The 20,734-nt window shown below is 42.4% G+C and carries 20 protein-coding genes; 11 read left to right on the top strand and 9 right to left on the bottom strand.

The window, feature by feature from the left end:
• Positions 1–19: 19 nt before the first annotated feature.
• Complete coding sequence (locus OD355_RS01890; protein ID WP_263036751.1) at positions 20–781, top strand: L,D-transpeptidase family protein; 762 nt, start codon at positions 20–22, stop codon at positions 779–781.
• A 226-nt stretch (positions 782–1,007) separates the two neighbouring features.
• Here OD355_RS01890 and OD355_RS01885 read toward each other — a convergent pair whose 3' ends face one another.
• The 8 genes from OD355_RS01885 to OD355_RS01850 form a co-directional block, all read right to left on the bottom strand.
• Positions 1,008–1,301 carry a hypothetical protein gene (locus tag OD355_RS01885; RefSeq protein ID WP_263036750.1) on the bottom strand — a complete coding sequence of 98 codons (294 nt, stop codon included), beginning with the start codon at positions 1,299–1,301 and terminating at the stop codon, positions 1,008–1,010.
• A gap of 117 nt (positions 1,302–1,418) precedes the next feature.
• Positions 1,419–2,234, bottom strand: coding sequence for an alpha/beta fold hydrolase (locus OD355_RS01880; RefSeq protein ID WP_263036749.1), 816 nt, complete (start codon positions 2,232–2,234; stop codon positions 1,419–1,421).
• A 75-nt stretch (positions 2,235–2,309) separates the two neighbouring features.
• Positions 2,310–3,089 carry an AraC family transcriptional regulator gene (locus OD355_RS01875; RefSeq protein ID WP_263036748.1) on the bottom strand — a complete coding sequence of 260 codons (780 nt, stop codon included), beginning with the start codon at positions 3,087–3,089 and terminating at the stop codon, positions 2,310–2,312.
• A 154-nt stretch (positions 3,090–3,243) separates the two neighbouring features.
• Positions 3,244–4,041: a pyrroline-5-carboxylate reductase gene (proC, locus tag OD355_RS01870; RefSeq protein ID WP_263036747.1), complete on the bottom strand. Its 798-nt coding sequence runs from the start codon at positions 4,039–4,041 to the stop codon at positions 3,244–3,246.
• A 127-nt stretch (positions 4,042–4,168) separates the two neighbouring features.
• A complete protein-coding gene (gltX, locus tag OD355_RS01865) occupies positions 4,169–5,725 on the bottom strand; it encodes a glutamate--tRNA ligase (RefSeq protein ID WP_263036746.1) in 1,557 nt (518 codons plus the stop codon).
• A gap of 99 nt (positions 5,726–5,824) precedes the next feature.
• Positions 5,825–6,352 (bottom strand): peptide-methionine (R)-S-oxide reductase MsrB, encoded by a 528-nt coding sequence (gene msrB, locus OD355_RS01860; protein ID WP_263036745.1) that lies wholly within the window; start codon positions 6,350–6,352, stop codon positions 5,825–5,827.
• Positions 6,342–7,271: a citrulline utilization hydrolase CtlX gene (ctlX, locus tag OD355_RS01855; protein WP_263036744.1), complete on the bottom strand. Its 930-nt coding sequence runs from the start codon at positions 7,269–7,271 to the stop codon at positions 6,342–6,344. The genes msrB and ctlX overlap by 11 nt, the downstream gene beginning before the upstream one ends.
• Positions 7,272–7,275: 4 nt before the next feature.
• Entirely contained in the window at positions 7,276–8,784 is a 1,509-nt protein-coding gene (locus tag OD355_RS01850) for an arginine deiminase family protein (RefSeq protein ID WP_263036743.1), read from the bottom strand.
• A 100-nt stretch (positions 8,785–8,884) separates the two neighbouring features.
• Here OD355_RS01850 and OD355_RS01845 point away from each other — a divergent pair, with 100 nt between their 5' ends.
• Positions 8,885–10,135, top strand: coding sequence for a MutS-related protein (locus OD355_RS01845; RefSeq protein ID WP_263036742.1), 1,251 nt, complete (start codon positions 8,885–8,887; stop codon positions 10,133–10,135).
• Between the two features lie 38 nt (positions 10,136–10,173).
• Positions 10,174–10,965, top strand: a complete 792-nt coding sequence (nadE, locus tag OD355_RS01840; protein ID WP_263036741.1) for an NAD(+) synthase — start codon at positions 10,174–10,176, stop codon at positions 10,963–10,965.
• Between the two features lie 297 nt (positions 10,966–11,262).
• On the opposite strand, the gene OD355_RS01835 is transcribed toward nadE, so the two are convergent.
• Positions 11,263–12,219 (bottom strand): diacylglycerol/lipid kinase family protein, encoded by a 957-nt coding sequence (locus tag OD355_RS01835; protein WP_263036740.1) that lies wholly within the window; start codon positions 12,217–12,219, stop codon positions 11,263–11,265.
• 154 nt (positions 12,220–12,373) lie between these two features.
• Between OD355_RS01835 and OD355_RS01830 the strand changes: the two genes are divergently transcribed.
• The 8 genes from OD355_RS01830 (at position 12,374) to OD355_RS01795 (ending at position 19,994) form a co-directional block, all read left to right on the top strand.
• Positions 12,374–13,483, top strand: a complete 1,110-nt coding sequence (locus OD355_RS01830) for a M20 family metallo-hydrolase (RefSeq protein WP_263036739.1) — start codon at positions 12,374–12,376, stop codon at positions 13,481–13,483.
• A gap of 88 nt (positions 13,484–13,571) precedes the next feature.
• Positions 13,572–14,201, top strand: a complete 630-nt coding sequence (locus OD355_RS01825) for a type IV toxin-antitoxin system AbiEi family antitoxin domain-containing protein (RefSeq protein WP_263036738.1) — start codon at positions 13,572–13,574, stop codon at positions 14,199–14,201.
• On the top strand, positions 14,198–15,049 hold the full coding sequence (locus OD355_RS01820) for a nucleotidyl transferase AbiEii/AbiGii toxin family protein (protein WP_263036737.1): 852 nt from the start codon (positions 14,198–14,200) through the stop codon (positions 15,047–15,049). Before OD355_RS01825 ends, OD355_RS01820 begins: the two co-directional genes overlap by 4 nt.
• 140 nt (positions 15,050–15,189) lie before the next feature.
• Positions 15,190–16,125 carry a helix-hairpin-helix domain-containing protein gene (locus tag OD355_RS01815; RefSeq protein ID WP_263036736.1) on the top strand — a complete coding sequence of 312 codons (936 nt, stop codon included), beginning with the start codon at positions 15,190–15,192 and terminating at the stop codon, positions 16,123–16,125.
• 71 nt (positions 16,126–16,196) lie between these two features.
• Entirely contained in the window at positions 16,197–16,577 is a 381-nt protein-coding gene (gcvH, locus tag OD355_RS01810; RefSeq protein ID WP_263036735.1) for a glycine cleavage system protein GcvH, read from the top strand.
• Between the two features lie 137 nt (positions 16,578–16,714).
• A complete protein-coding gene (locus OD355_RS01805) occupies positions 16,715–17,404 on the top strand; it encodes a DUF5020 family protein (RefSeq protein WP_263036734.1) in 690 nt (229 codons plus the stop codon).
• Positions 17,405–17,423: 19 nt separating this feature from the next.
• Entirely contained in the window at positions 17,424–18,725 is a 1,302-nt protein-coding gene (locus OD355_RS01800) for an NCS2 family permease (protein WP_263036733.1), read from the top strand.
• A gap of 9 nt (positions 18,726–18,734) precedes the next feature.
• Positions 18,735–19,994, top strand: coding sequence for a uracil-xanthine permease family protein (locus OD355_RS01795; RefSeq protein WP_263036732.1), 1,260 nt, complete (start codon positions 18,735–18,737; stop codon positions 19,992–19,994).
• The last annotated feature ends 740 nt before the right edge of the window (positions 19,995–20,734 follow it).

Here is a 20,734-nt window from a genome sequence, read left to right as displayed (position 1 = left end):
AGATATATTTTTGATTTCTATGAAAAAAATAGTTGTGTTATTGCTGTTGGTTATTTCTTCTGGTGGCATATATGCACAGTACAACATCGCAGATATGATGAATCTCTCGCCTGCGAAAACGCAAAGCATGCGGCAGAAGGAAACAATATTGCGTAACGACTTCCAGAAAGCAGGATTCAGCTACCCTGTAAAGCAGGTTTTTATTCGCTCCTTCAAATATGACCATGAGCTGGAAGTTTGGGTAAGGAATAGTGAAAGAGAGCCTTTCACGCTTTTTAAAACCTATAAGGTTTGTGTAATGGCCGGCGATCTGGGGCCAAAAAGACTGGAGGGAGATTTCCAGGTACCGGAAGGATTTTATTACATCTCTGAATTTAAGCCAAACAGTGAATTTTACCTTTCTCTCAAGCTCAATTATCCCAATGAAAGCGACAGAATACTCAGTGATAAAATAAGCCCGGGAGGGGAGATCTATATCCACGGAAGCTGCGTAAGCGTAGGATGCATCCCTTTGCAAAACAACCAGGTTGAAGAAGTATATCTGCTGGCAAGCGGCGCTAAACTAAGCGGGCAAAAATATATTCCCGTGCATGTGTATCCTTTCAGGTTCAATAATACCAAGGCGCTGGACTACTACACTAAATATGCTGAAGGTGATTACAACAGTCAACGTTTTACTTTATCCCTGCGGTATATTTATGATTATTTTGAGCGCACTAAACAACTGCCGCTTATCGGTATTAACAGCAGAGGCGAATATGAATTGTTGAGTTCGTTGTAAGCATCCCGGCAAATCCGTTCAAACCATTATATAAATTTACAAATTTGCGATCCTTTACTTCAGCATAAACCATGGATTTTTTATAATTAAGGTAAGGGTATTTCCACACTATCTGCGTCGGTGATGCCTTTGCATGATTATAAGTAAAGCAGAATACTTTTTACTTGTGCGGCACCTGTTTATGATCCGGTATGGCAGAAACAACCTCGCTTAGTTGTACAGGCGCTTATTTGTAGTCAACCCGGTGCTTTTCAGTCAAACTCGCCGCTTGAAGCGCTTCCCGTAGATTGTTGTGCCTTTGAATGGCGGTGATAAAACCATTAGCAAGAATAAACACCGTAGCTACTGACGCAGAGCTAATTTCCGCTCCCGTTTCTATGTCATGCCATGTAGCACATTCTTCCACCACAACCGTATCTCTGAACTGGAAATAGCTTATTGGCTCCAGTGTGATGTTGGCACGGCTTACCCAATCCAACATAACGTTTACGCCTTCCACATCGCCTTTCGGGCCAGACATGCCGACATTTTTTGCCACTAGTGAACCCAGGATTTCCTTATTCTTTGTATTTAATGCTTCATGCCACTTACTCACAGTTTGCAAATCATATTTTTTCATAAAGAAAAGATGAAATAGTTATTTATTTTGTTTGATGTTAAGTGCAAGGCTAATTTCTGCCAGTATTGCTGCCAGGCTATCGGGCTGTGACAAAAACGGTGAGTGCCCGCTTTTTAAAGTATATACTTTTTCGCAGGGCATAGGCGCTTGCATTTTCCGTTGGCTTGCAATACCAAGTGCACGATCATCCAGTGTTTCAATATAAAACCTCCTCATAAATGTTGCGGCCGAAGTGTCTTCTTGCAGGGTTTGATCGCCAACGGAATGAGGCACTAATGGTTCTGCTCTCAGTTGTTTAATGGCCCAATGTGCTGTTGCATCATCACAATCTTCATAAAACAACCTCTTCGCTTTATTTTTATCGACCCTCATTACTTGATTTTGCTCATCAATAATCAATGAGGATTGCATGATTGATTGTGAATCGCCTTTTAATATTTGCGGAGGCGACATGCCTTCTGGCAACAGAAAAGCAGACAAGTAAACCAGTCCTTTTATCTTATCCGGGTATCTTTTGGCTAATTCTGAAATAACCATACCGCCCGAACTGTGGCCAAGCAGGATTACGGGCTGCTGCCGGGTTGTGAGCCATGCGCCGATACTATCAGCATAGCTAAAAAATTCTTTGCCGCCAACCCGGTAGCTGGGAGTAACTACATGGAAACCTCGTTTTTCCAACAATGGCTTTAGCTTGTTCCAACACCAGGCACTGTGAAAGCCCCCATGAATCAAAACATATGTATCTGCTGACTTTCGATACTTATTTGATTCATTGAAGCTACAGGTACAAAGAAAAAGTACCAGGAGGAAGCAGCCAGTCAATCTGTGAATCATTTTTTTTACAAAGGTGCCTGTAATCAAGCATGGGAAATTGTAAGTTTCCGACATCGCACAATAAGGGAAATGGAGCTACACAATAAGATTGGCAACGGAAGCGGTCAACTCCTTCTTCAAAGCCCCGGGATTCAATCCTGATAGTTCTTTTGTTTGTTTGATGAAATGAGATTGGTCAAAATAACCCAGTTCGTATGTTATATCTGTCATTGTGCCGGCAGCCTTTCCAGACAGTAACTTTACAGCTTGCCTAAACCTGCTTACTTTTAAATAGTGTCGCGGTGAAACACCTATGACTTCTTTAAATTTTCTTTCCAACCCTTTTTCAGAAATCCTGAATTTTACCTGCAGGTCTTTTACAGTCAACATGCCGCCTTGTTGCCTTATGTACGCAACGCAATGCCTGATTAAATGGTCAGCGCTTTCACTTGTGGAAAGGCGGCTAAAAAGATAGTGTGATAAAAAATTTAGTTTATCTGAACGGGTCTTCTTCGAGGCAATAGCTTCGCTAATTCCAACTTTAAGAAAATCATCCAAACCAATGCGGCGATTTGTTAATTCGTAAGCATGCAGGTGGAATAACTCATTGATGGCGCAAGGATGAAACAGTACGCCCACTACTGAAAATGGTTTTTGGTTTTGATTCAGCGTCGGTGTTGTAGTCTGGCCATATACCATTGTTCTCTGAAGAGTACCGTCATTTTTACCTGAAGAAAACTCCATCAAAATGCCTGATGAATCATCAACAAACGTGCGAATGTCCCTTTGGCAATTGTCAGGCTCCGCTTCTAATGTCCAGAAGTATTGTACATAGGCTTGTAATCTTAAGTCAGGGTGAATAATTGCGTATTTCATACTGCTCTGTCTTTCCTGTTAAAGTTTAATACCTCATGACTGCGCAGGCTCCCGGTGTACCGAGGCAGGATTTTAGAGACGCGGTGGAGTCACAGTTAACGCTGGGTTTAATGCATTGCCTTATTGCTAAAGTATATATTCCGATAATCATTACCTACATGTCGTTGGTGATCTTTTTATAACTGGAATTAATACCGCGGATAAGTGAAGAAGAAAATCCGCGATGCTCCATCTCATTTAAACCTACAATGGTACATCCTTTAGGCGTGGTAACCTTATCAATCTCCTCTTCCGGATGGGTATTATTGATCAGCAATAATTCTGCCGCGCCCTTCACGGTCTGTGCAGCTATCAGTGAAGCAACTTTAGCGCTAAAACCTATTTCAATACCGCCCTGGATGTTAGCGCGGATAAAACGAAGCGCATACGCGGTGCCACAGGCCCCGAGTACAGTTGCGGCATCCATCAGTTTTTCTTCTATCACCACCGTTTTGCCAACCTGGTTAAAAAGATTGGCCACAAAATCTTGCTCCGCTTCCGAAGCATTCACATTGCAGATACACGTCATACTTTCGTTTACGGCAATGGCTGTATTAGGCATGGCTCTGAAAATAGTAAAGTCAGGCGAAAGCATTTCCTGCAGGTCCTTAATCCACACGCCGGTGATCACGCTGATGATCTTATGTTGGCCGGCTTTTAACGCAGGCCCCAATTGAGCGATCACTTCTTTGATCTGGAAGGGCTTCACAGCAAAAACCACCCACTCCGCATCCTGTACAGCGTACTGGTTATCATGTGTAACCGTAACGCCTTTTTCCTGGAACGGCTGAAGCAATGCAATATTCCTTCTTGTAAGCACAAGGTTTTCCGGTTGCAGAAAGCCGCTGTTTATAAGTCCCAGCGCAATGGATGCTCCTAAATTTCCTCCGCCAATGATTGCAATTTTTTGCATGTGTATATTTTTAGTGCGCCGCTTTGCGGCTGTTTTATTGTAGAATGGAATAACCATTTTTAGATTCCATACTCATTCCCGGTTGGTCTCGCCTCAGGCGTGATGGCTTATTTCATACTGATTTATTTTATTCTATATTACCGGACAATGACTGCAAACCATTGTTAATCCTTTTAATGGTTTCTTCGGCACCGATCGCTTCTGCAATTTCAAATACGTGCGGGCCAAACTTACCGCCGACGAGCATAATGCGCAGCGGCAGCATAAGCTCCCCGGCTTTTATACCTTTGGCTGATGCCAGCTCTTTAAAGTGATGCTCTAATTTTTCATTGGTAAAATCTTCAGATGCCTTCTGCTGATAGGTTGTTGCCAGGGCTTTGAAAAAAGCATCCTTATCAGCATCCCACTTAGGCTGAACTGCTGACATATCAACGTTTTCGGGCGTTTTAAAAAAGAATCCTGCCTGTACCATAAAGTCAGTGAGCAGTGTGCAGCGTTCCTTCACCAATTCAATTACCCGCAGTAATTTATCATCGTCGTTTACTGCTATATCATTTTCAGAAATAATATTTTTAACGTAGGGCAACAGCTTATCGGCAGAAGAATGCTTTATCCACTCCTGGTTGAACCACAAAGCTTTTTCATAGCTGAATTTAGCACCGCCTTTGTGTATCCTGTCAGTAGAAAATTTTTGTACTAATTCTTCCAAAGAAAACAATTCCTGCTCTGTACCATCATTCCAACCCAACAGTGCCAGCATGTTTACAAATGCTTCCGGCAAAAAGCCTCTTTCGCGAAAGCCATTGGTAAATTCTTTTGTGCGCGGGTCTGTCCAGTTCATGGCAAATACCGGGAAGCCCAGCCTGTCGCCATCGCGCTTAGAGAGTTTGCCTTTGCCGTCGGGCTTCATTATCAGGGGCAGGTGTGCCCACCGGGGCATATGTTCCAGTCCGAACAAATATTCCCAAAGCTTTACATGCACCGGCGCGCTCGGCAGCCATTCTTCCCCGCGGAATGCGTGTGAGATCTTCATTAAATAATCATCTACAACTACGGCGAGATGGTAAGTGGGCATGCCGTCGGCTTTCAGCAATACTTTATCATCTACTTCCGATGTATTAAAAGTCACTTCACCGCGCACCATATCTGTAAAAGAGACTGTTTCGTTTTCCGGCATCTTTATCCTGATCACGTAAGGAGTGCCGGCCTTTCGCAGGCTGTCCGTCTCATCCGCCGACAAAGAAAGTGAGTTGCGCATCTTATGCCTCAATGCTGCATCATACCTCGGTGAAGGGTTGCTTTCGGTTTTAAATTCTGTGCGCATTTTCTCCAGCTCTTCCGGCGTATCAAAAGCATAGTAAGCAAAACCTTTTTGAATTAATTGCTCTGCATATTGACTGTAAATGCCCTGTGCCTTTCTTTCGCTTTGCCTGTAAGGCCCGTACGCCCCGCCTTTCTCAACACTCTCATCGGGCTCAAGACCGCACCAGGCAAGGGTTTCATTGATGTAAGCCTCCGCGCCTTCTACAAATCTTGTCTGGTCTGTATCTTCAATTCTTAAGACAAATTCACCGTTATTTTGCTTCGTAAACAGGTAGTTAAACAGCACGGTGCGCACACCGCCAAGATGCAGGCCCCCGGTTGGCGAAGGCGCAAAACGTGTTCTTACTTTTTTATTGCTCATGTGAGCAAAGATAAAATATTAAAGGTGTTCGCAACTGCAACAACCTGTATAAAATTCGCTAAGGCTTATTGTATCTACGCCGGCGAATAAATAAGCGTGCTATTGCTTGTCAAAATCCAGGATAACGCCGTTGATGCAATAGCGCAAACCTGTAGGTGGCGGCCCGTCTTCAAACACATGCCCCAAATGCGCTTCGCATCGCCCGCACTGTACTTCTGTACGTCGCATGCCGTGGCTGTTATCAGGTTTGTAGATCAGGGATGCTTTGCTGATGGGCTCAAAAAAGCTCGGCCAACCACAGCCCGATTCAAATTTGGCATTGCTTTTAAAGAGCGGGTTGCCGCAGGCTTTGCAATGATAAGTACCTACTTCATCTGATGTTTCAAAAGGACTGGTAAAGGGGCGCTCTGTTGCTTTATTCCTGGCTATTTCATATACCTCGGAAGATAAAATCTTTCTCCACTCTTCGTCAGTTGTCTGCACTTTAGCTGTGTCTGTTTTGGAGTAATGCGGATTATTGGCTGGCATAGTCTGGTTAGTTTTGGTGATTGAATTATTTTCCTGTCCACGGCAACTGCTCATCAGCGTGAAAATGAAAATAAGAAATATGTATATTTTACTGTTCATGTATTTTATCTAAAAAAATTTCTGCCATCATACATCTTACGCTGCCGCCGCCAATAGTCTCTATCGTAGTTATATCCACAGGCAACAGCTTTGTATGCTTTTTTAATTTTTGTTTCTGTTCGGTGGTAAGAGATGCATGGGCTGTCTTACTGAGCAGCGTAAATTGCTCATTAGCCGCATTGTGTACCTGCAGCATATTACCGGCAAAGTGCTGCATCTGCTCATAAGAAATATTGACAAGGCTGTGACCGGTAGTGCGCAGGCAATCTGCCACGCTGATCTGCTCCTTTACGGTATCAATCGCTTCCAGGCAAATAACCGCGTAGGTTTCACCGACATGCATCATCACATTGGTATGGTATATTTCCCTGCCACTTTTATCTGATGCGTTGAAGGCAACAGGCTTATAATCCTGCCGGTCGCAGAAACGCCTGAACAACTCTTTGTCTGTGCGTTGTGATAAACATGCATAGGCGATTTTATTATCGTGGTCAAACACCATACTACCGGTACTTTCAAGAAACTGGCCTTCTGGTATTTTTTCGGTCCAGTCTTCAAAGGCGGTAACGATGTATTGTTTCTTCAGCATATCCAGTATATCCTGCCTTACTTCCAGTCTCCTGTTTTCGGCATACATGGGAAACAGCATCAGCTTGCCGTTCGGAAAGGTACAAAACCAGTTGTTTGGGAAAATAGCATCCGGCTTTACAGGGGAAGGCGTATCTTCCACTATGATCACTTCAATGCCATGTGCTGTAAGCGTTTGAGCAAAGCGGTCAAATTCGTGTTGCGCTGCAGACAAGATATCCTGTGGCGACCTGCCCGAGACCTCTGTCTGGAAATAGTTGTTTTGCGCGGTCTCTGCATTGTAGCCGAAGGCCGCAGGTCTGATCATTAATATTTTAGATGCGGTTTGCATTGGTTTAAATTTTATCTCTCAACAAAGGCAGGCTCATACAATGTGATCCCCCCCTGGCCCTTGACAGTTCTGAAGCTGTAAGCAATATTAGTGTATTTTCAATTTTATCAGGGTCTTTTTTTCCTGAAGCAAAATCTTCCAGCAGCGCGTCGGCATCCACAACGTCAAACCCATGCTCAATAAAGCTTTGAGATGTTTTTTCATTTCGCTCATACCCGATAACCACGCCGTTTTTAAGCGCCAGCACGTTGCAGGAATCTGTCCATTGCTCCCGCTCGTCAAAGGGGAAAATATTATCGGCGCTGTAAATAATTTTTACATCATCAGGGTTTACTTGAAAATCTTCTATGCTTATGTTTCTCAGCAGCGACTCAAGCCCGGTAATTTTGCCCGATATATCGGCCTGGTAATTTTTTTCAGGTGAATAGTCTTCGTATATTTTCTTTTCAAAACGCAGTATTTCCACATTAGAATCTTTGCCCAGCGCATCTTCATGGGTGATCTTTTCGTAATAATCAAAGCGCGTACGCTTCTTATTCAGGCGTTCTGAAAAACGGCCAAACAACACCCAGGTATCTTTGCGTACCTGCGTAAAGATAGTGTCTATATGCATTATAGCGCGCAGCTTGGGGATCTTGATCACTGAAATTTTTTCGATGCCTGTGGCCTTCTTTTCAAAAATAGCATGGATCACTTCATTAATGCCTGAAGCGGTTGTACGCTCGCTGCACCCGATAAGCAAATGGTTAGGCGATATCATCATTACATCGCCGCCTTCAATGCTGGTCTTTTTGCGCTGCTGCAACTCTTCGCTCAGCAGGAAGAAATTGCTTGGCTCAGATATCTCTATCAGTTTTTCTTCTTTGTCTTTAAACAAAAGGTATTGTGCAATGTAGCGCGCAAAAAGCGACTCTCTTTCCCTGGCAGGCGCGTGTGCATTGCTCAGCAACAGGTGATCGTTTATAGTGATGGCTATGTCGCGTGTAAAAATAAAGTTGGGCAATGGCGGAAAAATAAAATCAATTTCCCTGCCTGTGCTGTCCTTCATGGTGCCGGAGATCAGCGTTTTTGCGAGCTCATGGGCATCTGTAATCCTTTCAAGCTTCTTTTCGGTGAGTGTACTTACGCCTTCCCAGGCGCAGGTTGCGGAAATGATGCGCTTACGAGTAGCTTCATCCTGCAATATCTGGGCAAGCAGGTATTGCGAATCCAATACTTTGGAACTGTTGAAATAATTTTTATTATCCGGTTTGTAACAATCATTGTTGCCGGGGTTATCCTGTTCGTACTGGGTTACATACTTTGCTTTTTCGGGGTCAAGGAACCAAAGCAGGATTTTTATGTAACTGTTGTATTCCTTGCGCATTTGAGTAAGGTGTACTGTATCGTCGTACAGCCATTCTTTAAATTTTCCCGGTACAATTTTCCCTATTCCTCCGTCGGGGCTGTGAATAATGAGGCGTCGCAATCGCCCTATTTCGGAGTCAACAAAAATTTCTTCTTTTTCAAACATAAATCATCAGCATTATTTATCACAAGATAAATATTTTTCTGTAATGCGACTGTTTTGTACTTTTAAAAGTATATCGTGTAATACAATTATGATAAATGCAATGTTAGAGAAAGATATTCTCCCGCTTTTTGATTTGACTAATAATAAATTGGCAAGGGAAAGCCTTCTGAACCTCTTGTCGGAACCGCTGATATCTCAACAAAGCATTATTGAAAGGCAAAATCTGTTGCTGGAATTAAAAACACTCACCCCCATATTTAAAGGATATAATTATCCGCCGTATCCGTTTTACGAATGTTGCAACTTTTTAGAGCAAACAAAGTATAAAACATCTTTTTCAGAAAAAAGTTTGTTTCAGTTTAAGTTATGGAAGCGCAGCAACAGAGAAATTTATAACCCACTGTACTCCGGCATCAGCAATATTATCGTTTTCTTCTTTCCACTGTACGATAAATATTACGCCAGGATCAGTGGCGAGCAATATCCATCTTTTAAAAAAACCATTCATATCATAAAAAATTTTCTGGAGAGATTTGATTTAGCAGAAAACAATTATGCCATAAGAAGCGGCACTTTTACCGATAAAAAAATATTACGGATACTGCAGGTTGTAGATACAATAAAAACAGAAAAAACATTTGCTCATTTTCTGGATAATTTTATTTTATTTGAAACTTATATCTCTATTGCCTGTGCCATAGAAAAGAATAAATTTACATTCCCTGAATTTTCAGAAAATATATTCTCTGTAGATGAAGTTTACCATCCTGCGGTCAGGAACTGTGTTTCAAACAGTTTATCGACCAACAAAAATGTAATATTGATCACGGGCTCAAACATGTCCGGCAAATCAACATTTTTAAGATCTGTATGGCTTTGTGTGTATCTTGCTCATGTAGGACTGGCTGTGCCGGCCTTGGGATTTACTCTGCAATTTTTTGATAAAATATTTATATCCATAGATCATCCTGATGATATTGATAATGGATTAAGCCACTTTATGACAGAAATTAAGGCTTTGAAAATGGTTGTTGAGGCGGCTGCAACAGGTAGATGTTTTGCTGTTTTTGATGAACTTTTTAAAGGAACAAATATGGAAGATGCGTTATGGGTTAGCAATAAAACTATAAATGGGTTGAAGAAATTCAGCAATTCGTATTTTTTTATATCTACTCATTTACATGCGCTGGATGAAGATATTGACAGAAATACCGTGGATGATTTTTTCCTGGAATCTATCGTTGTAGAAAATACACCTAAGTTTACCTATCAGCTAAAGCGGGGATGGTCAAACGTTAAAATAGGAAAAATACTCTTTGAACAAGAAGGCCTCATCAAGCTATTGGAATAATTTATGATAACAAATTGATCAACCATTAATCCCAAACTATGCAAACACAAAAAATAATTGACCATATTGTATCCTGGATGAAGAACTATGCGGAACAGGCAAGGGCAAAAGGTTTTATACTCGGCATATCCGGCGGCGTAGATTCTGCCGTAGTTTCAGCATTGGCAGCCAGAACCGGCATGCAAACGCTTTTACTGGAAATGCCTATTCACCAGGCTACAGACCAGGTTACCCGCGCACAAGAACACATGGCGGCATTGCAAAAAGATTATCCGAATGTAGAAAATTTCTCCGTTGACTTAAGCCCTGTTTTCGACAGCTTTAAAAACCAAACGGCAAGCGATGCCTCCAATGCAGCTGTAAAAGAACTCGCACTCGCAAACACGAGGGCGCGCCTGCGCATGACCACGCTTTATTATTACGCACAACTCAATGGATTGCTGGTGGCAGGCACCGGCAATAAGGTGGAGGATTTCGGTATTGGTTTTTTCACCAAATACGGCGATGGCGGGGTGGACATCAGCCCCATTGCCCACCTGATGAAAACACAGGTGTACGAATTGGCAAAAGGCCTGAATATTATTGAAAGCATACAACAGGCAGCACCAACGGATGGCTTATTTGCCAACTCACCAACAGATGAAGACCAAATAGGCGCATCGTATCCCGAACTGGAATGGGCAATGGAACTTGCAGACACGCACCGGCCCGAAGACTTTGAAGGAAGACAAAAGCAGGTGTTTGAAATCTACCAAAGCAGGCACAAAGCCAATCTGCACAAAATGATTCCCATACCTGTCTGTGAAATTCCGGAAGCATATTTGCTTTAAATTAGTTTTTGGGGCGCTTCCGCTCTACGCATAGTGAGTTTCGTGAACCTTGTGAAACCTTGTTTACATGGTGGTTTAATTTTGCCTCCGATAAAGACAGCGGCCGTGTATTATCCACGTAGAAACAAACTATATATGTGTGCAGTGTTGAAATGCCGGTTCACCCAAAGAGCCGCTAAGTTGCCGCGCAAAGAAACTAAGATATTGAACCTTGAGCGCTTTATAATTACTTTGCGCGCTTTGCGAAATCTTGGCGTGGTTTGCGTGAAAATACCGGGTTATCGGGTGCAATCGGCTTTAATAAATCAGTTTGAAATTATCTTTCAGCACTTTTATATTTATATCGCGGCAGCTCTCACACGGATCGCCGTCAATGTGGATGGGCGCATGCTTTATATTTTTTATTTTTACTGAGGGCTTCTGGAAATAAAGAATATTTTTTGAAGATACAGATGATACAAACTGCTCCAGTTCGTTGTTGCCGCGTATTTGTTTGAGCACAGCAAAGGGCAGCTTGGCTTTACTCATTTTCTGCACAATTACAATATCCAGCAAACCATCATCCAGCGAAGCTTGCGGTGCGATGGTAAAATTATTGCCAAACTGGTTGCCATTAGCAATGCTGATAAAGTAGGCTTCCGTAAAAAAACTAAAACCGTCAATTTCTACTTCAAACTGGTAAGGATGCGCTTTAAAAAAATTAAGGATGCTTTGCTGTGTGTAAGTGATCAGTCCGCGCTGCGATGATTTGGCAAACTCATGGGCTATCTGCGCGTCGAACCCCAAGCCGGTGAGCATGCAGCCGTAATGTTCATTCACCATAAACGCGTCTGCATATTTCCACCTTCCCTGCAACACCAGATCAAATGCCAGTTTCGGCTTCGTAGGAATGCCTGCTGCTCTTGCCAGCCCGTTGCCACTGCCGTAAGGTATTATGCCGAAAACCACATCTTCTCCATGCAAAGCAGCCAGTGCCTGGTTTACTGAGCCATCTCCGCCCACCACTACCACATCGGTAATTCTTTCCTGCCGTATTTTTTCCTGCAAGTGTACATAATCGCCTTTCTTGCTGGTTTCAAACATTTCGCAATAGAGACCATGCTCATTACTGTATTTCTCTACAAGATTTACCAGTGTTTTTTTGTTCTTATTGCCGGAGATGGGATTAATGAGATACACGATTTTCCTGTCCTTGAGATCAGCAACAGGTTCATGCAATTTTGCAGCGGATTTGTGTATAGAAGTCTCCTGCATTATAGTCAGATTTCAAGGTGTATACTACAATTTCTACACCATAAAGTCTACAAATATACCCTTATCTCTTAAAAGAAAGTTGTTAATAATTGTTATAAATATTGGTATAAATAATTACATTGCGCAAAAGCAATTGACCGTTCAGAACTACACCATGCAACAAACAGAACATTTGTATGATCAGGCTTTAAGCTTGTTGAAACAACTTATAGCCACACCCGCTCTCTCAAGGGAAGAAGATAAAACAGCTTCTCTCCTGGAGCAATATTTTACACAAAACGGAATGGTTTGCCAGCGTTATCTGAACAATGTATGGTCAGTAAATAAAAACTTTGACAGCGCGAAACCCTGCATACTGCTTAACTCGCACCATGATACCGTAAAGCCTAACCCCGATTACTCATTGGATCCGTTTGCACCCATAGAAAAAGACGGCAGGCTTTTTGGTTTAGGCAGCAACGATGCCGGCGGCTGCCTGGTTTCACTTATCGCTGCATTTCAACATTTTTATCCTGCAGACATTCCTTTTAACCTGGTAATAGCCTGTACCGCTGAGGAAGAAGTGTCGGGAGTAAACGGTATAGAAGCGTTATTGTCAAACGCTGATTTCCTGCAAACCATACAGGAAGCTGACTTGAAAGCTCCTGAAAAAAAATGGTGCGGTATTGTAGGAGAGCCTACCCAAACCCAGCTCGCTGTGGCAGAGAAAGGCCTGCTGGTATTGGACGTAACTACACAGGGAAGGGCTGGCCATGCAGCGCGCGAGGAAGGCGAGAACGCCATTTATAAAGCGCTCCGGGAGATTGAATGGTTTCGCAACTATACTTTCGATAAAAGATCGGCATGGTTGGGCAAAGTAAAAATGACTGTCACTGCTATCCATACCGAAAACCGGCAGCACAACGTGGTACCTGCTTCCTGCCATTATACCGTAGACATAAGGTTTCCTGAATGCTACACCCACCCGGAAATTCTGGCTATCATCCAGGATCACATTGACAGCGAAGTGAAGCCGCGCAGCTTCAGGCTAAAATCGTCGGGCATTGATGTAGATCATCCGCTGGTAGCTGCAGGCATAAAGCTTGGCAAAAAACCTTATGGCTCCCCAACCAGTTCAGATAAGGCATTTATGCCGTTTCCCACGCTTAAGTGCGGGCCGGGCGATAGCGCCAGGAGCCACACCGCTGATGAATTCATCTACATCGAAGAGATCCATGAAGGCATTGAGTTTTATATAGACTTGCTGAATGCTGTAAAATTTTAATATCAGTATTATCTTCAATTAACTGTAAAATTTTAGGTAGATAATCGGATTATTTCCGATTATCGTGTTATTTTTTTACATTTGTTATATGAATCCGGTTACGATAAATAGTAATTTGTATAATCATCCTATTTCGCATCAGACCTTGTTAAGTCTTCTTAAAGATTACAAAAGACCAAATGACAAGATTTATGAAATGGTCAGTAACCATAAACTGGTTCCTCTCAGGCGTGGTTTATACGTTTGGAATAACCAGGTTTTGCCCGAGCCATTTTCCATTGCGAACGTGTTATACGGCCCCAGTTATGTATCGGCAGAATCTGCGTTATCTTATCGGGGCATAATTCCGGAAAGAGTTTTTTCCATTGTATCTATGACCTTGAAGCAATCTAAAATATTTAAAACCCATCTCGGGAATTTCGAATACATAAAACTTCCTGCACCTTATTATGCTTTTGGAGTAGAACAGGTAGAAATCCGGGATGGACAATTTTCACTAATGGCTGTTGCTGAAAAAGCATTGTTTGATAAAGTGATTACTACGTCAGGAGTTTTATTAAGAAGCATATCCTCTGCGAGGGACTTTATGCTGCAAAACCTAAGAATTGATGAAGATTTGTTAAGGAAGTTTGACGTCAAAACTATGCAAATATGGGTAAAGCATGCGCCTAAAAAGGCATCTCTCAAATACATTATTAAAGCTATTGAACAATTATGATAAAAGATTGGATAGCAGCATACAGGCCTGCTAATCAACAGGAATATATTCAGGCATTGCGTGAAATGATGCAGCAGATAGCGCTCGCGGGCTTGTACCGCGGAGGATTCTTCGAAAAAGCTGCTTTCTATGGTGGTACTGCACTACGAATTTTTTACGAGCTAAAACGTTTTTCTGAAGACCTGGATTTTTCATTAATTAAACAATACGATGACTTTGATTTAGAAAATTACATTCCGGCTATTGAGCGTGAATTTACAGCACAAGGAATGAATGTAAAGGTTAAGATCAAACATAAAACTAAAGATACGCATATAGAATCTGCATTTTTAAAGTCCGAAACAATATGGAGTGAGTTGTTGCTGGAAAACATAATTCCACAAATGGGTTTAAAAAAGGTAGCAGGCGTGAAAATAAAAATTGAGGTTGACACAAAGCCACCTCTCGGTTTTGAAACGGAAGAAAAGCTATTGCTCAGGCCGTTTGCATTCTATGTAAAATGTTTTCATATCCAGGATCTGTTTGCAGGAAAAATGCATGTATTATTATTCAGAAAATGGGGCAAAAATGTCAAAGGCAGAGATTGGTACGATATGGAATGGTATATACACCGTGGCATTGCCTTAAATCTTACCCACTTTGCCATTAGAGCTTATGAAAGCGGCGATTGGAACAAAACAACCATAACGCGCGCAGAGCTTTTAAAATTATTAAACAAAAGAATAGAACAGATAAACCTGGAAACTGCTAAAAATGATGTAGCCAGGTTTATTCCTGATGCCAGCGTGCTTAAAATATGGAGTAAAGATTATTTCTCAGACCTGGTAACATTGCTGAAAACAATGTAGAAATATATCACCAATTTTCAGCTACAGAATTATTTAAATACTGTAACTTTATTGATAAATGTATTGTTGCACCAAGCCGCTGCGGATTGTGATCGCATTTAATGGATTGAAAAATTATAACACACCATTAAACTATACACATGCTACAAAAAAGTTCCTGGAAAGATTATTTTGCCGTATCTAAAAAAGACAGAAATGCTTTTGTAATTACAATGGTGATTATCGGGGCCGTAATCGCTGCGCCATTTTTGTTTAACAGGAATAAGAAGGCCACAGGCATATCCGGTGCAGACAGTGCACTTGCACAAATACCTGCCGGAAAAGATTTCTTTGCACAGGAAGAAGTAGATGCAGCAGGCATTACCGAAGAAAAACTATTTACTTTCGATCCCAACACGCTGGACCTGGAAGGCTGGCTTTCACTGGGCCTCAGCAGGAAAACAGCCAATACCATCATCAACTATACAAGCAAGGGAGGCTACTTCTCCGAGCCTGAAAACATCCGGAAAATATGGGGGCTGAAGAAAGAGGAAGCTGACAAACTCATTCCCTACATCCGCATTCAAAACAAAAAAACAGCACGGAATAATTTTTCGTCAGGCTATGAAAAAAGAAAAGTGGCTGCTATAGATATCAACCAGGCAGATGCTGCCGAGTTCAAGGCGCTACCCGGCATTGGCGATGTGCTTAGTGAAAGAATTGTCAAATACAGGAACAGCATTAAAGCCTTTGCAGCTATTGAAGATATTAAAAAAGTATATGGCATTTCAGATGCTACTTTTGAAACAATAAGGCCTTATTTAAAAATCAGCAACCCAAAAGTTGTTATGCCAACAACCTTACGAAACACTGATGAACAGGCGGTTTCAGCAACTACTACAGCAAAGGCCGTCAACATCAACACCGCTACAGAGAAGGAGATGACAGCAGTAGGCATACCCAGGAATGTAGCCAGGTCTATTGTTGTTTACCGCGAACAAAACGGCAACTACAACCGTGTGGAAGATATTAAAAAGATCATTTTCATCAATGCAGATATCTACAAAAACGTAGCGCCGCTGATGACCGTGGAATAAGAAGCACAGACTGGAAAAAATTTTTTAATGATGTAAGTTTTTATTAGGTTTGTACAACAAAATTTTAAACTATGAGCTACCCGACCGAATTAAAATACACTAAAGACCACGAATGGCTACGTATTGCAGAAGGTAATATTGCAGTGATCGGTATTACAGAATTTGCTGCTACAGAGCTGGGAGATATTGTTTACGTGGATATTTCTACCGTGGGTGAAAATTTGAATGCAAACGATGTGTTCGGCTCCGTTGAAGCTGTAAAAACAGTGAGCGATCTTTTCTTACCCATCAGCGGCAAGATACTGGAAGTAAATCCCGAACTTTCCAATGCTCCTGAACTGATCAACTCTGATCCTTACGGCAACGGTTGGATGGTGAAAGTAGAAATGACAAATCCTTCCGAAACAGAAGGGCTGCTTAGTGCAGAAGCTTACCAGCAATTAGTAAGTTAGTCATAACTGACATTACATATTTATATGATCCGCCTTTTTACAGGCGGATTTTTTATTGATAAAAATCATCTTCCCCGTGTTGTTATTATTGATAATTTTGCACAACTTTTTCCCATCAAGATCTATATTAATTTATTATGCGAAAATTATTATGCTCACTACTTCTTGCAAGCGGCATACATGCTCATGCGCAGGAACTGCAACTACACTACGACTTCCTGAAAGAAAGGCAATACCTCACCGGTACCTTCGAAATTTTTAAGCCCGACAGGCTCGGCAGCACCTTTATGTTTACGGATGTAGACTTCAACAGGCACAAAGGCGGCGCTTCCCTGGCCTATTTTGAGATCGCGCGCAAATTCAATATTCCCAATAAAGCAATAGACGGTTTGAATGCGCACATTGAATACAATGACGGCCTGCTGATCTCCAAATCGGAAACACCCATTGGCATACCCATCAACCGTGCTGTTTTGGCAGGTGTTGGCTTCCCGGTAAAGCTGGGCAATTTTGTTTTAAACACTTCTTACCTTTATAAAAATATCCAGCGCTCCAACGGGCTCGACGGGCAGTTTACTGCCGTATGGCACCAGAACCTGTTCAACGATAAAATGACCATCCGCGGATTCCTGGATGTATGGAGCCAGCCAAAGCACTGGAACGATAAAAACAAGAAAACGGCTGTACTGCTCACCGAGCCACAGTTCCTGTACAACATTACACCGAAGTTTTCCATAGGCTCAGAAGTAGAGATCAGTAAAAATTTTGTTGTAGGCACAGATGATCTGAAAGTATTTCCTACGGTAATGGTTAAATGGGGCTGGTAATTTTTAAAACTAAATCAACATGCTAAACAAGCTATTTAAACTTCAGGAAAGGTCAACCGGCATCCGGCAGGAATTCATGGGCGGCCTGGTAACTTTTCTTACCATGGCTTATATTATTTTTGTAAATCCAAACATACTGGCAGACGCCGGTATGCCTAAGGAAGCACTGATCACCGTGACCTGTGTGGCAGCCATTATCGGTACGCTCATTGTAGGCCTCTGGGCAAATGTACCTTTTGCCATGGCTCCGGGCATGGGGCTGAATGCCATGTTTGCCTACACACTGGTACTGAGCCAGGGCGCAAGCTGGCAGCAGGCGCTGGGTGTAGTGTTCATGTCGGGCATATTTTTTATTCTTATCTCTATTTTAGGTTTGCGGCATAAGATCATAGATGCTATACCACAATCGTTGCGCATAGCCATCGGTGCGGGCATAGGCTTATTTATTGCATTCATCGGGTTTAAACAGATGGGGCTGATCGTGCCAAACGAAGCAACCATCGTGGGTGTAGGAAGCTTCAGCCCTGCGCTGGTGATAGGCATCGTAGCTTTATTGCTGATCGTATTGCTGGAGATCTATAAAGTAAAAGGCTCCATTCTCATTGGCATCATTGCCGCCACCGTTCTTGGCTTTATCTTCGATGCTAACCTTACCATGCCCGCAGAAGTGGTGAGCACGCCGCCTTCCATGGCGCCCGTATTGGGCAAACTGGAGATATGGTCTGTATTGAAAATCGCCTTCATTGTACCTATATTTTCTTTTTTGTTTGTGAATTTATTTGATTCTATCGGCACAGCCATTGCCTGCTCTATGGAAGCAGGACTGGTAGATAAAGACGGCAAGATGCCGCACATTAAAAAAGTACTGGAAGCAGATGCGGTAGCAACAACGCTGAGCGGCGTACTGGGCACCAGCAGCACCGTTACCTACGTAGAATCTGCGGCAGGCATTGCCAATGGGGCCCGCACAGGATTAAGCTCCATCTTTACAGCTGTGTTTTTCCTGCTGGCCATGTTCTTTGCGCCGCTGATCGGCGTGGTACCATCTTATGCTACGGCTCCCGCACTGATCATGGTGGGTATTTATATGTCAAAACATTTAATTAAAATAAACTTCAGTGAACTCTATATTGCCGTGCCGGCATTTCTTACGCTTATATTAATGCCATTGACATACAGCATCAGCACGGGCATTGCTTATGGATTTGCCAGCTATTTACTGCTCTGCATTTTCACGCGAAAGTTCGATAAGATACATCCCATTATGTGGTTCATCGGCGCTTTATCTATTCTTGAAATAATTGTTTCACAAGTTAAGTAATCATAGCTGATGAAAAATATAATCCTCGGCATACAGTTTATGTTTGTCGCTTTCGGTGCAACCGTTCTGGTACCCATACTTGTAACCAGCGGCGTAGAGACCGAGCTGGCGAAGAAAGGCATCACCGATTTTCCTGAAACCTATAAGAGTTTTTCGCCTGCGATTGCTTTACTGGCTGCGGGTATTTCTACCTTAATTTTTCACCTGATCACCAAAAGTAAGGTGCCGGTATTCCTGGGTAGCAGCTTCGCATTTATTGCACCCATACCGCTGGCAATCGTTGCCTATGGTTATGAAAATACTTTGTCAGGATTGGTAGCTGTGGGCGTCATGTATTTCCTGTTTGGTTTACTGGTAAAATATTTCGGCACCGGTTTTATTGATAAACTATTCCCGCCGGTAGTCATCGGGCCAGTGATCATGGTTATCGGCCTTTCACTTGCACCCATCGCGGTTAGCAATGCCGGGGAGAACTGGGGTATTGCATTGATCACGCTGCTCACGGCTGTGGCAACAGTGATGTATGGTAAAGGTATGCTGAAGCTGATTCCCATTTTTACAGCGCTGGTAGCCGGCTACCTGGCTGCTTATTTTACGGGGCATGTAGATACTTCCGGCATTCACAACGCAGGCTGGCTGAGTGTGCCGCCGGTAGTATTGCCGGCATTTGACTGGCAGGCCATCCTGTATATAGCGCCGGTTGCCATAGCGCCGATTGTAGAGCATGTTGGCAACATATACGCCATTGGCAACGTGGCAGGCAAAAATTTCATTAAAGAACCCGGCTTGCACCGCACCCTTATGGGCGATGGCGTAGGCAGCTTCTTTGCTTCTTTTATCGGCGGGCCGCCCAGCACTACCTATGCGGAAGTAACAGGCGCTATACAACTCACCAAGGTCACCAACCCGAAAGTATTGCGGATATCTGCCATTACAGCCATTGTAGTTTCTTTTATCGGCGTGCTTACAGCTTTACTTACTTCTATACCCAAGCCTGTGCTGGGTGGTGTAATGCTGTTGCTGTTCGGCTCTATTGCGGCAGTAGGCGTAAATACCATGATCAATGCCAAGGTAAATTTAATGAACACCAAGAACCAGATCATCGCCTCTGTGATACTGGTACTGGGCATCGGCGGCGCACACTTTGAGATAGGATCTTTTCAAATGTCGGGCATTGGGCTGTGCAGTATTGTAGGTATACTTTTGAATTTGATATTGAGGGAGAAGAAAGAACAGAACAGGGAAGTAACGACAGGGGATAATGAATAAGTAAACCTATCGACTGCTAATATATATTTACAGTCTATTTTATGTGTGAAAAGCTTGTATCTTTGATTTGGTTTGGAGTTGCTTGCAGTGGATTAAGTACAATGGATAACTAAAAGGAATAGCTGCTAATTTAGCAGAGTTAGTTTCGAAGTAAAATCTAAACATCATTTAAAATAATTGAATACCATTGCACATAACATTGCATTACCAAAAAACGAGGTTACCGGCTTCACCGGACATTTTGTAAAGACTCCACATTCGTTCTTTGGGTGAACTCCAATAGCTATAAAGATGCTAAAATCCCATCTTCTGCAGGCCCGAAACCGTCGTATGCTATTTTACAAAGAAGAACATTGTAATTTGAATAATATGACAGAGAACAAAGAAATTAAAGATTTTATAAGTAAAGCCGATGCAAATCAGAAGGAAATAATCCAAAGGCTTTCATGATAATTAAGGGCTGTAATCCCAATCTCCAATGCGCTATCAACTGGCGATAAATAGCTTTTGCTGTAAATAACGATTTCCACCATTGGATTTGTTCAATTAGCCTGACAAAAAAGTATGTCGGTTTGAATTTTCATTGGTTCATACTTAACCGACCATTCAAATATTTTATTAACAAAAACAAGCCGTTTTTTGCGACAAATTCAAATAATAAGTCTGGCAAACATCAATGACAAAGTTATTGCCGATTTAATTAACCAGGCGATTAATAAATTAGATGAATTTAAACAAAC

It is taken from the genome of Haoranjiania flava (assembly GCF_025631005.1).
Taxonomy (GTDB): Bacteria; Bacteroidota; Bacteroidia; order Chitinophagales; family Chitinophagaceae; genus Haoranjiania; species Haoranjiania flava.
This window is presented reverse-complemented; position numbering and strand designations above follow the sequence as displayed.

What these genes read in the sequence shown, in the direction of transcription:
- OD355_RS01890 (WP_263036751.1), top strand. Translation starts at nt 20, where the DNA reads ATGAAAAAAATAGTTGTGTTATTGCTGTTGGTTATTTCTTCTGGTGGC.
- OD355_RS01885 (WP_263036750.1), bottom strand. Translation starts at nt 1,301, where the DNA reads ATGTCTGGCCCGAAAGGCGATGTGGAAGGCGTAAACGTTATGTTGGAT.
- OD355_RS01880 (WP_263036749.1), bottom strand. Translation starts at nt 2,234, where the DNA reads ATGATTCACAGATTGACTGGCTGCTTCCTCCTGGTACTTTTTCTTTGT.
- OD355_RS01875 (WP_263036748.1), bottom strand. Translation starts at nt 3,089, where the DNA reads ATGAAATACGCAATTATTCACCCTGACTTAAGATTACAAGCCTATGTA.
- proC (WP_263036747.1), bottom strand. Translation starts at nt 4,041, where the DNA reads ATGCAAAAAATTGCAATCATTGGCGGAGGAAATTTAGGAGCATCCATT.
- gltX (WP_263036746.1), bottom strand. Translation starts at nt 5,725, where the DNA reads ATGAGCAATAAAAAAGTAAGAACACGTTTTGCGCCTTCGCCAACCGGG.
- msrB (WP_263036745.1), bottom strand. Translation starts at nt 6,352, where the DNA reads ATGAACAGTAAAATATACATATTTCTTATTTTCATTTTCACGCTGATG.
- ctlX (WP_263036744.1), bottom strand. Translation starts at nt 7,271, where the DNA reads ATGCAAACCGCATCTAAAATATTAATGATCAGACCTGCGGCCTTCGGC.
- OD355_RS01850 (WP_263036743.1), bottom strand. Translation starts at nt 8,784, where the DNA reads ATGTTTGAAAAAGAAGAAATTTTTGTTGACTCCGAAATAGGGCGATTG.
- OD355_RS01845 (WP_263036742.1), top strand. Translation starts at nt 8,885, where the DNA reads ATGTTAGAGAAAGATATTCTCCCGCTTTTTGATTTGACTAATAATAAA.
- nadE (WP_263036741.1), top strand. Translation starts at nt 10,174, where the DNA reads ATGCAAACACAAAAAATAATTGACCATATTGTATCCTGGATGAAGAAC.
- OD355_RS01835 (WP_263036740.1), bottom strand. Translation starts at nt 12,219, where the DNA reads ATGCAGGAGACTTCTATACACAAATCCGCTGCAAAATTGCATGAACCT.
- OD355_RS01830 (WP_263036739.1), top strand. Translation starts at nt 12,374, where the DNA reads ATGCAACAAACAGAACATTTGTATGATCAGGCTTTAAGCTTGTTGAAA.
- OD355_RS01825 (WP_263036738.1), top strand. Translation starts at nt 13,572, where the DNA reads ATGAATCCGGTTACGATAAATAGTAATTTGTATAATCATCCTATTTCG.
- OD355_RS01820 (WP_263036737.1), top strand. Translation starts at nt 14,198, where the DNA reads ATGATAAAAGATTGGATAGCAGCATACAGGCCTGCTAATCAACAGGAA.
- OD355_RS01815 (WP_263036736.1), top strand. Translation starts at nt 15,190, where the DNA reads ATGCTACAAAAAAGTTCCTGGAAAGATTATTTTGCCGTATCTAAAAAA.
- gcvH (WP_263036735.1), top strand. Translation starts at nt 16,197, where the DNA reads ATGAGCTACCCGACCGAATTAAAATACACTAAAGACCACGAATGGCTA.
- OD355_RS01805 (WP_263036734.1), top strand. Translation starts at nt 16,715, where the DNA reads ATGCGAAAATTATTATGCTCACTACTTCTTGCAAGCGGCATACATGCT.
- OD355_RS01800 (WP_263036733.1), top strand. Translation starts at nt 17,424, where the DNA reads ATGCTAAACAAGCTATTTAAACTTCAGGAAAGGTCAACCGGCATCCGG.
- OD355_RS01795 (WP_263036732.1), top strand. Translation starts at nt 18,735, where the DNA reads ATGAAAAATATAATCCTCGGCATACAGTTTATGTTTGTCGCTTTCGGT.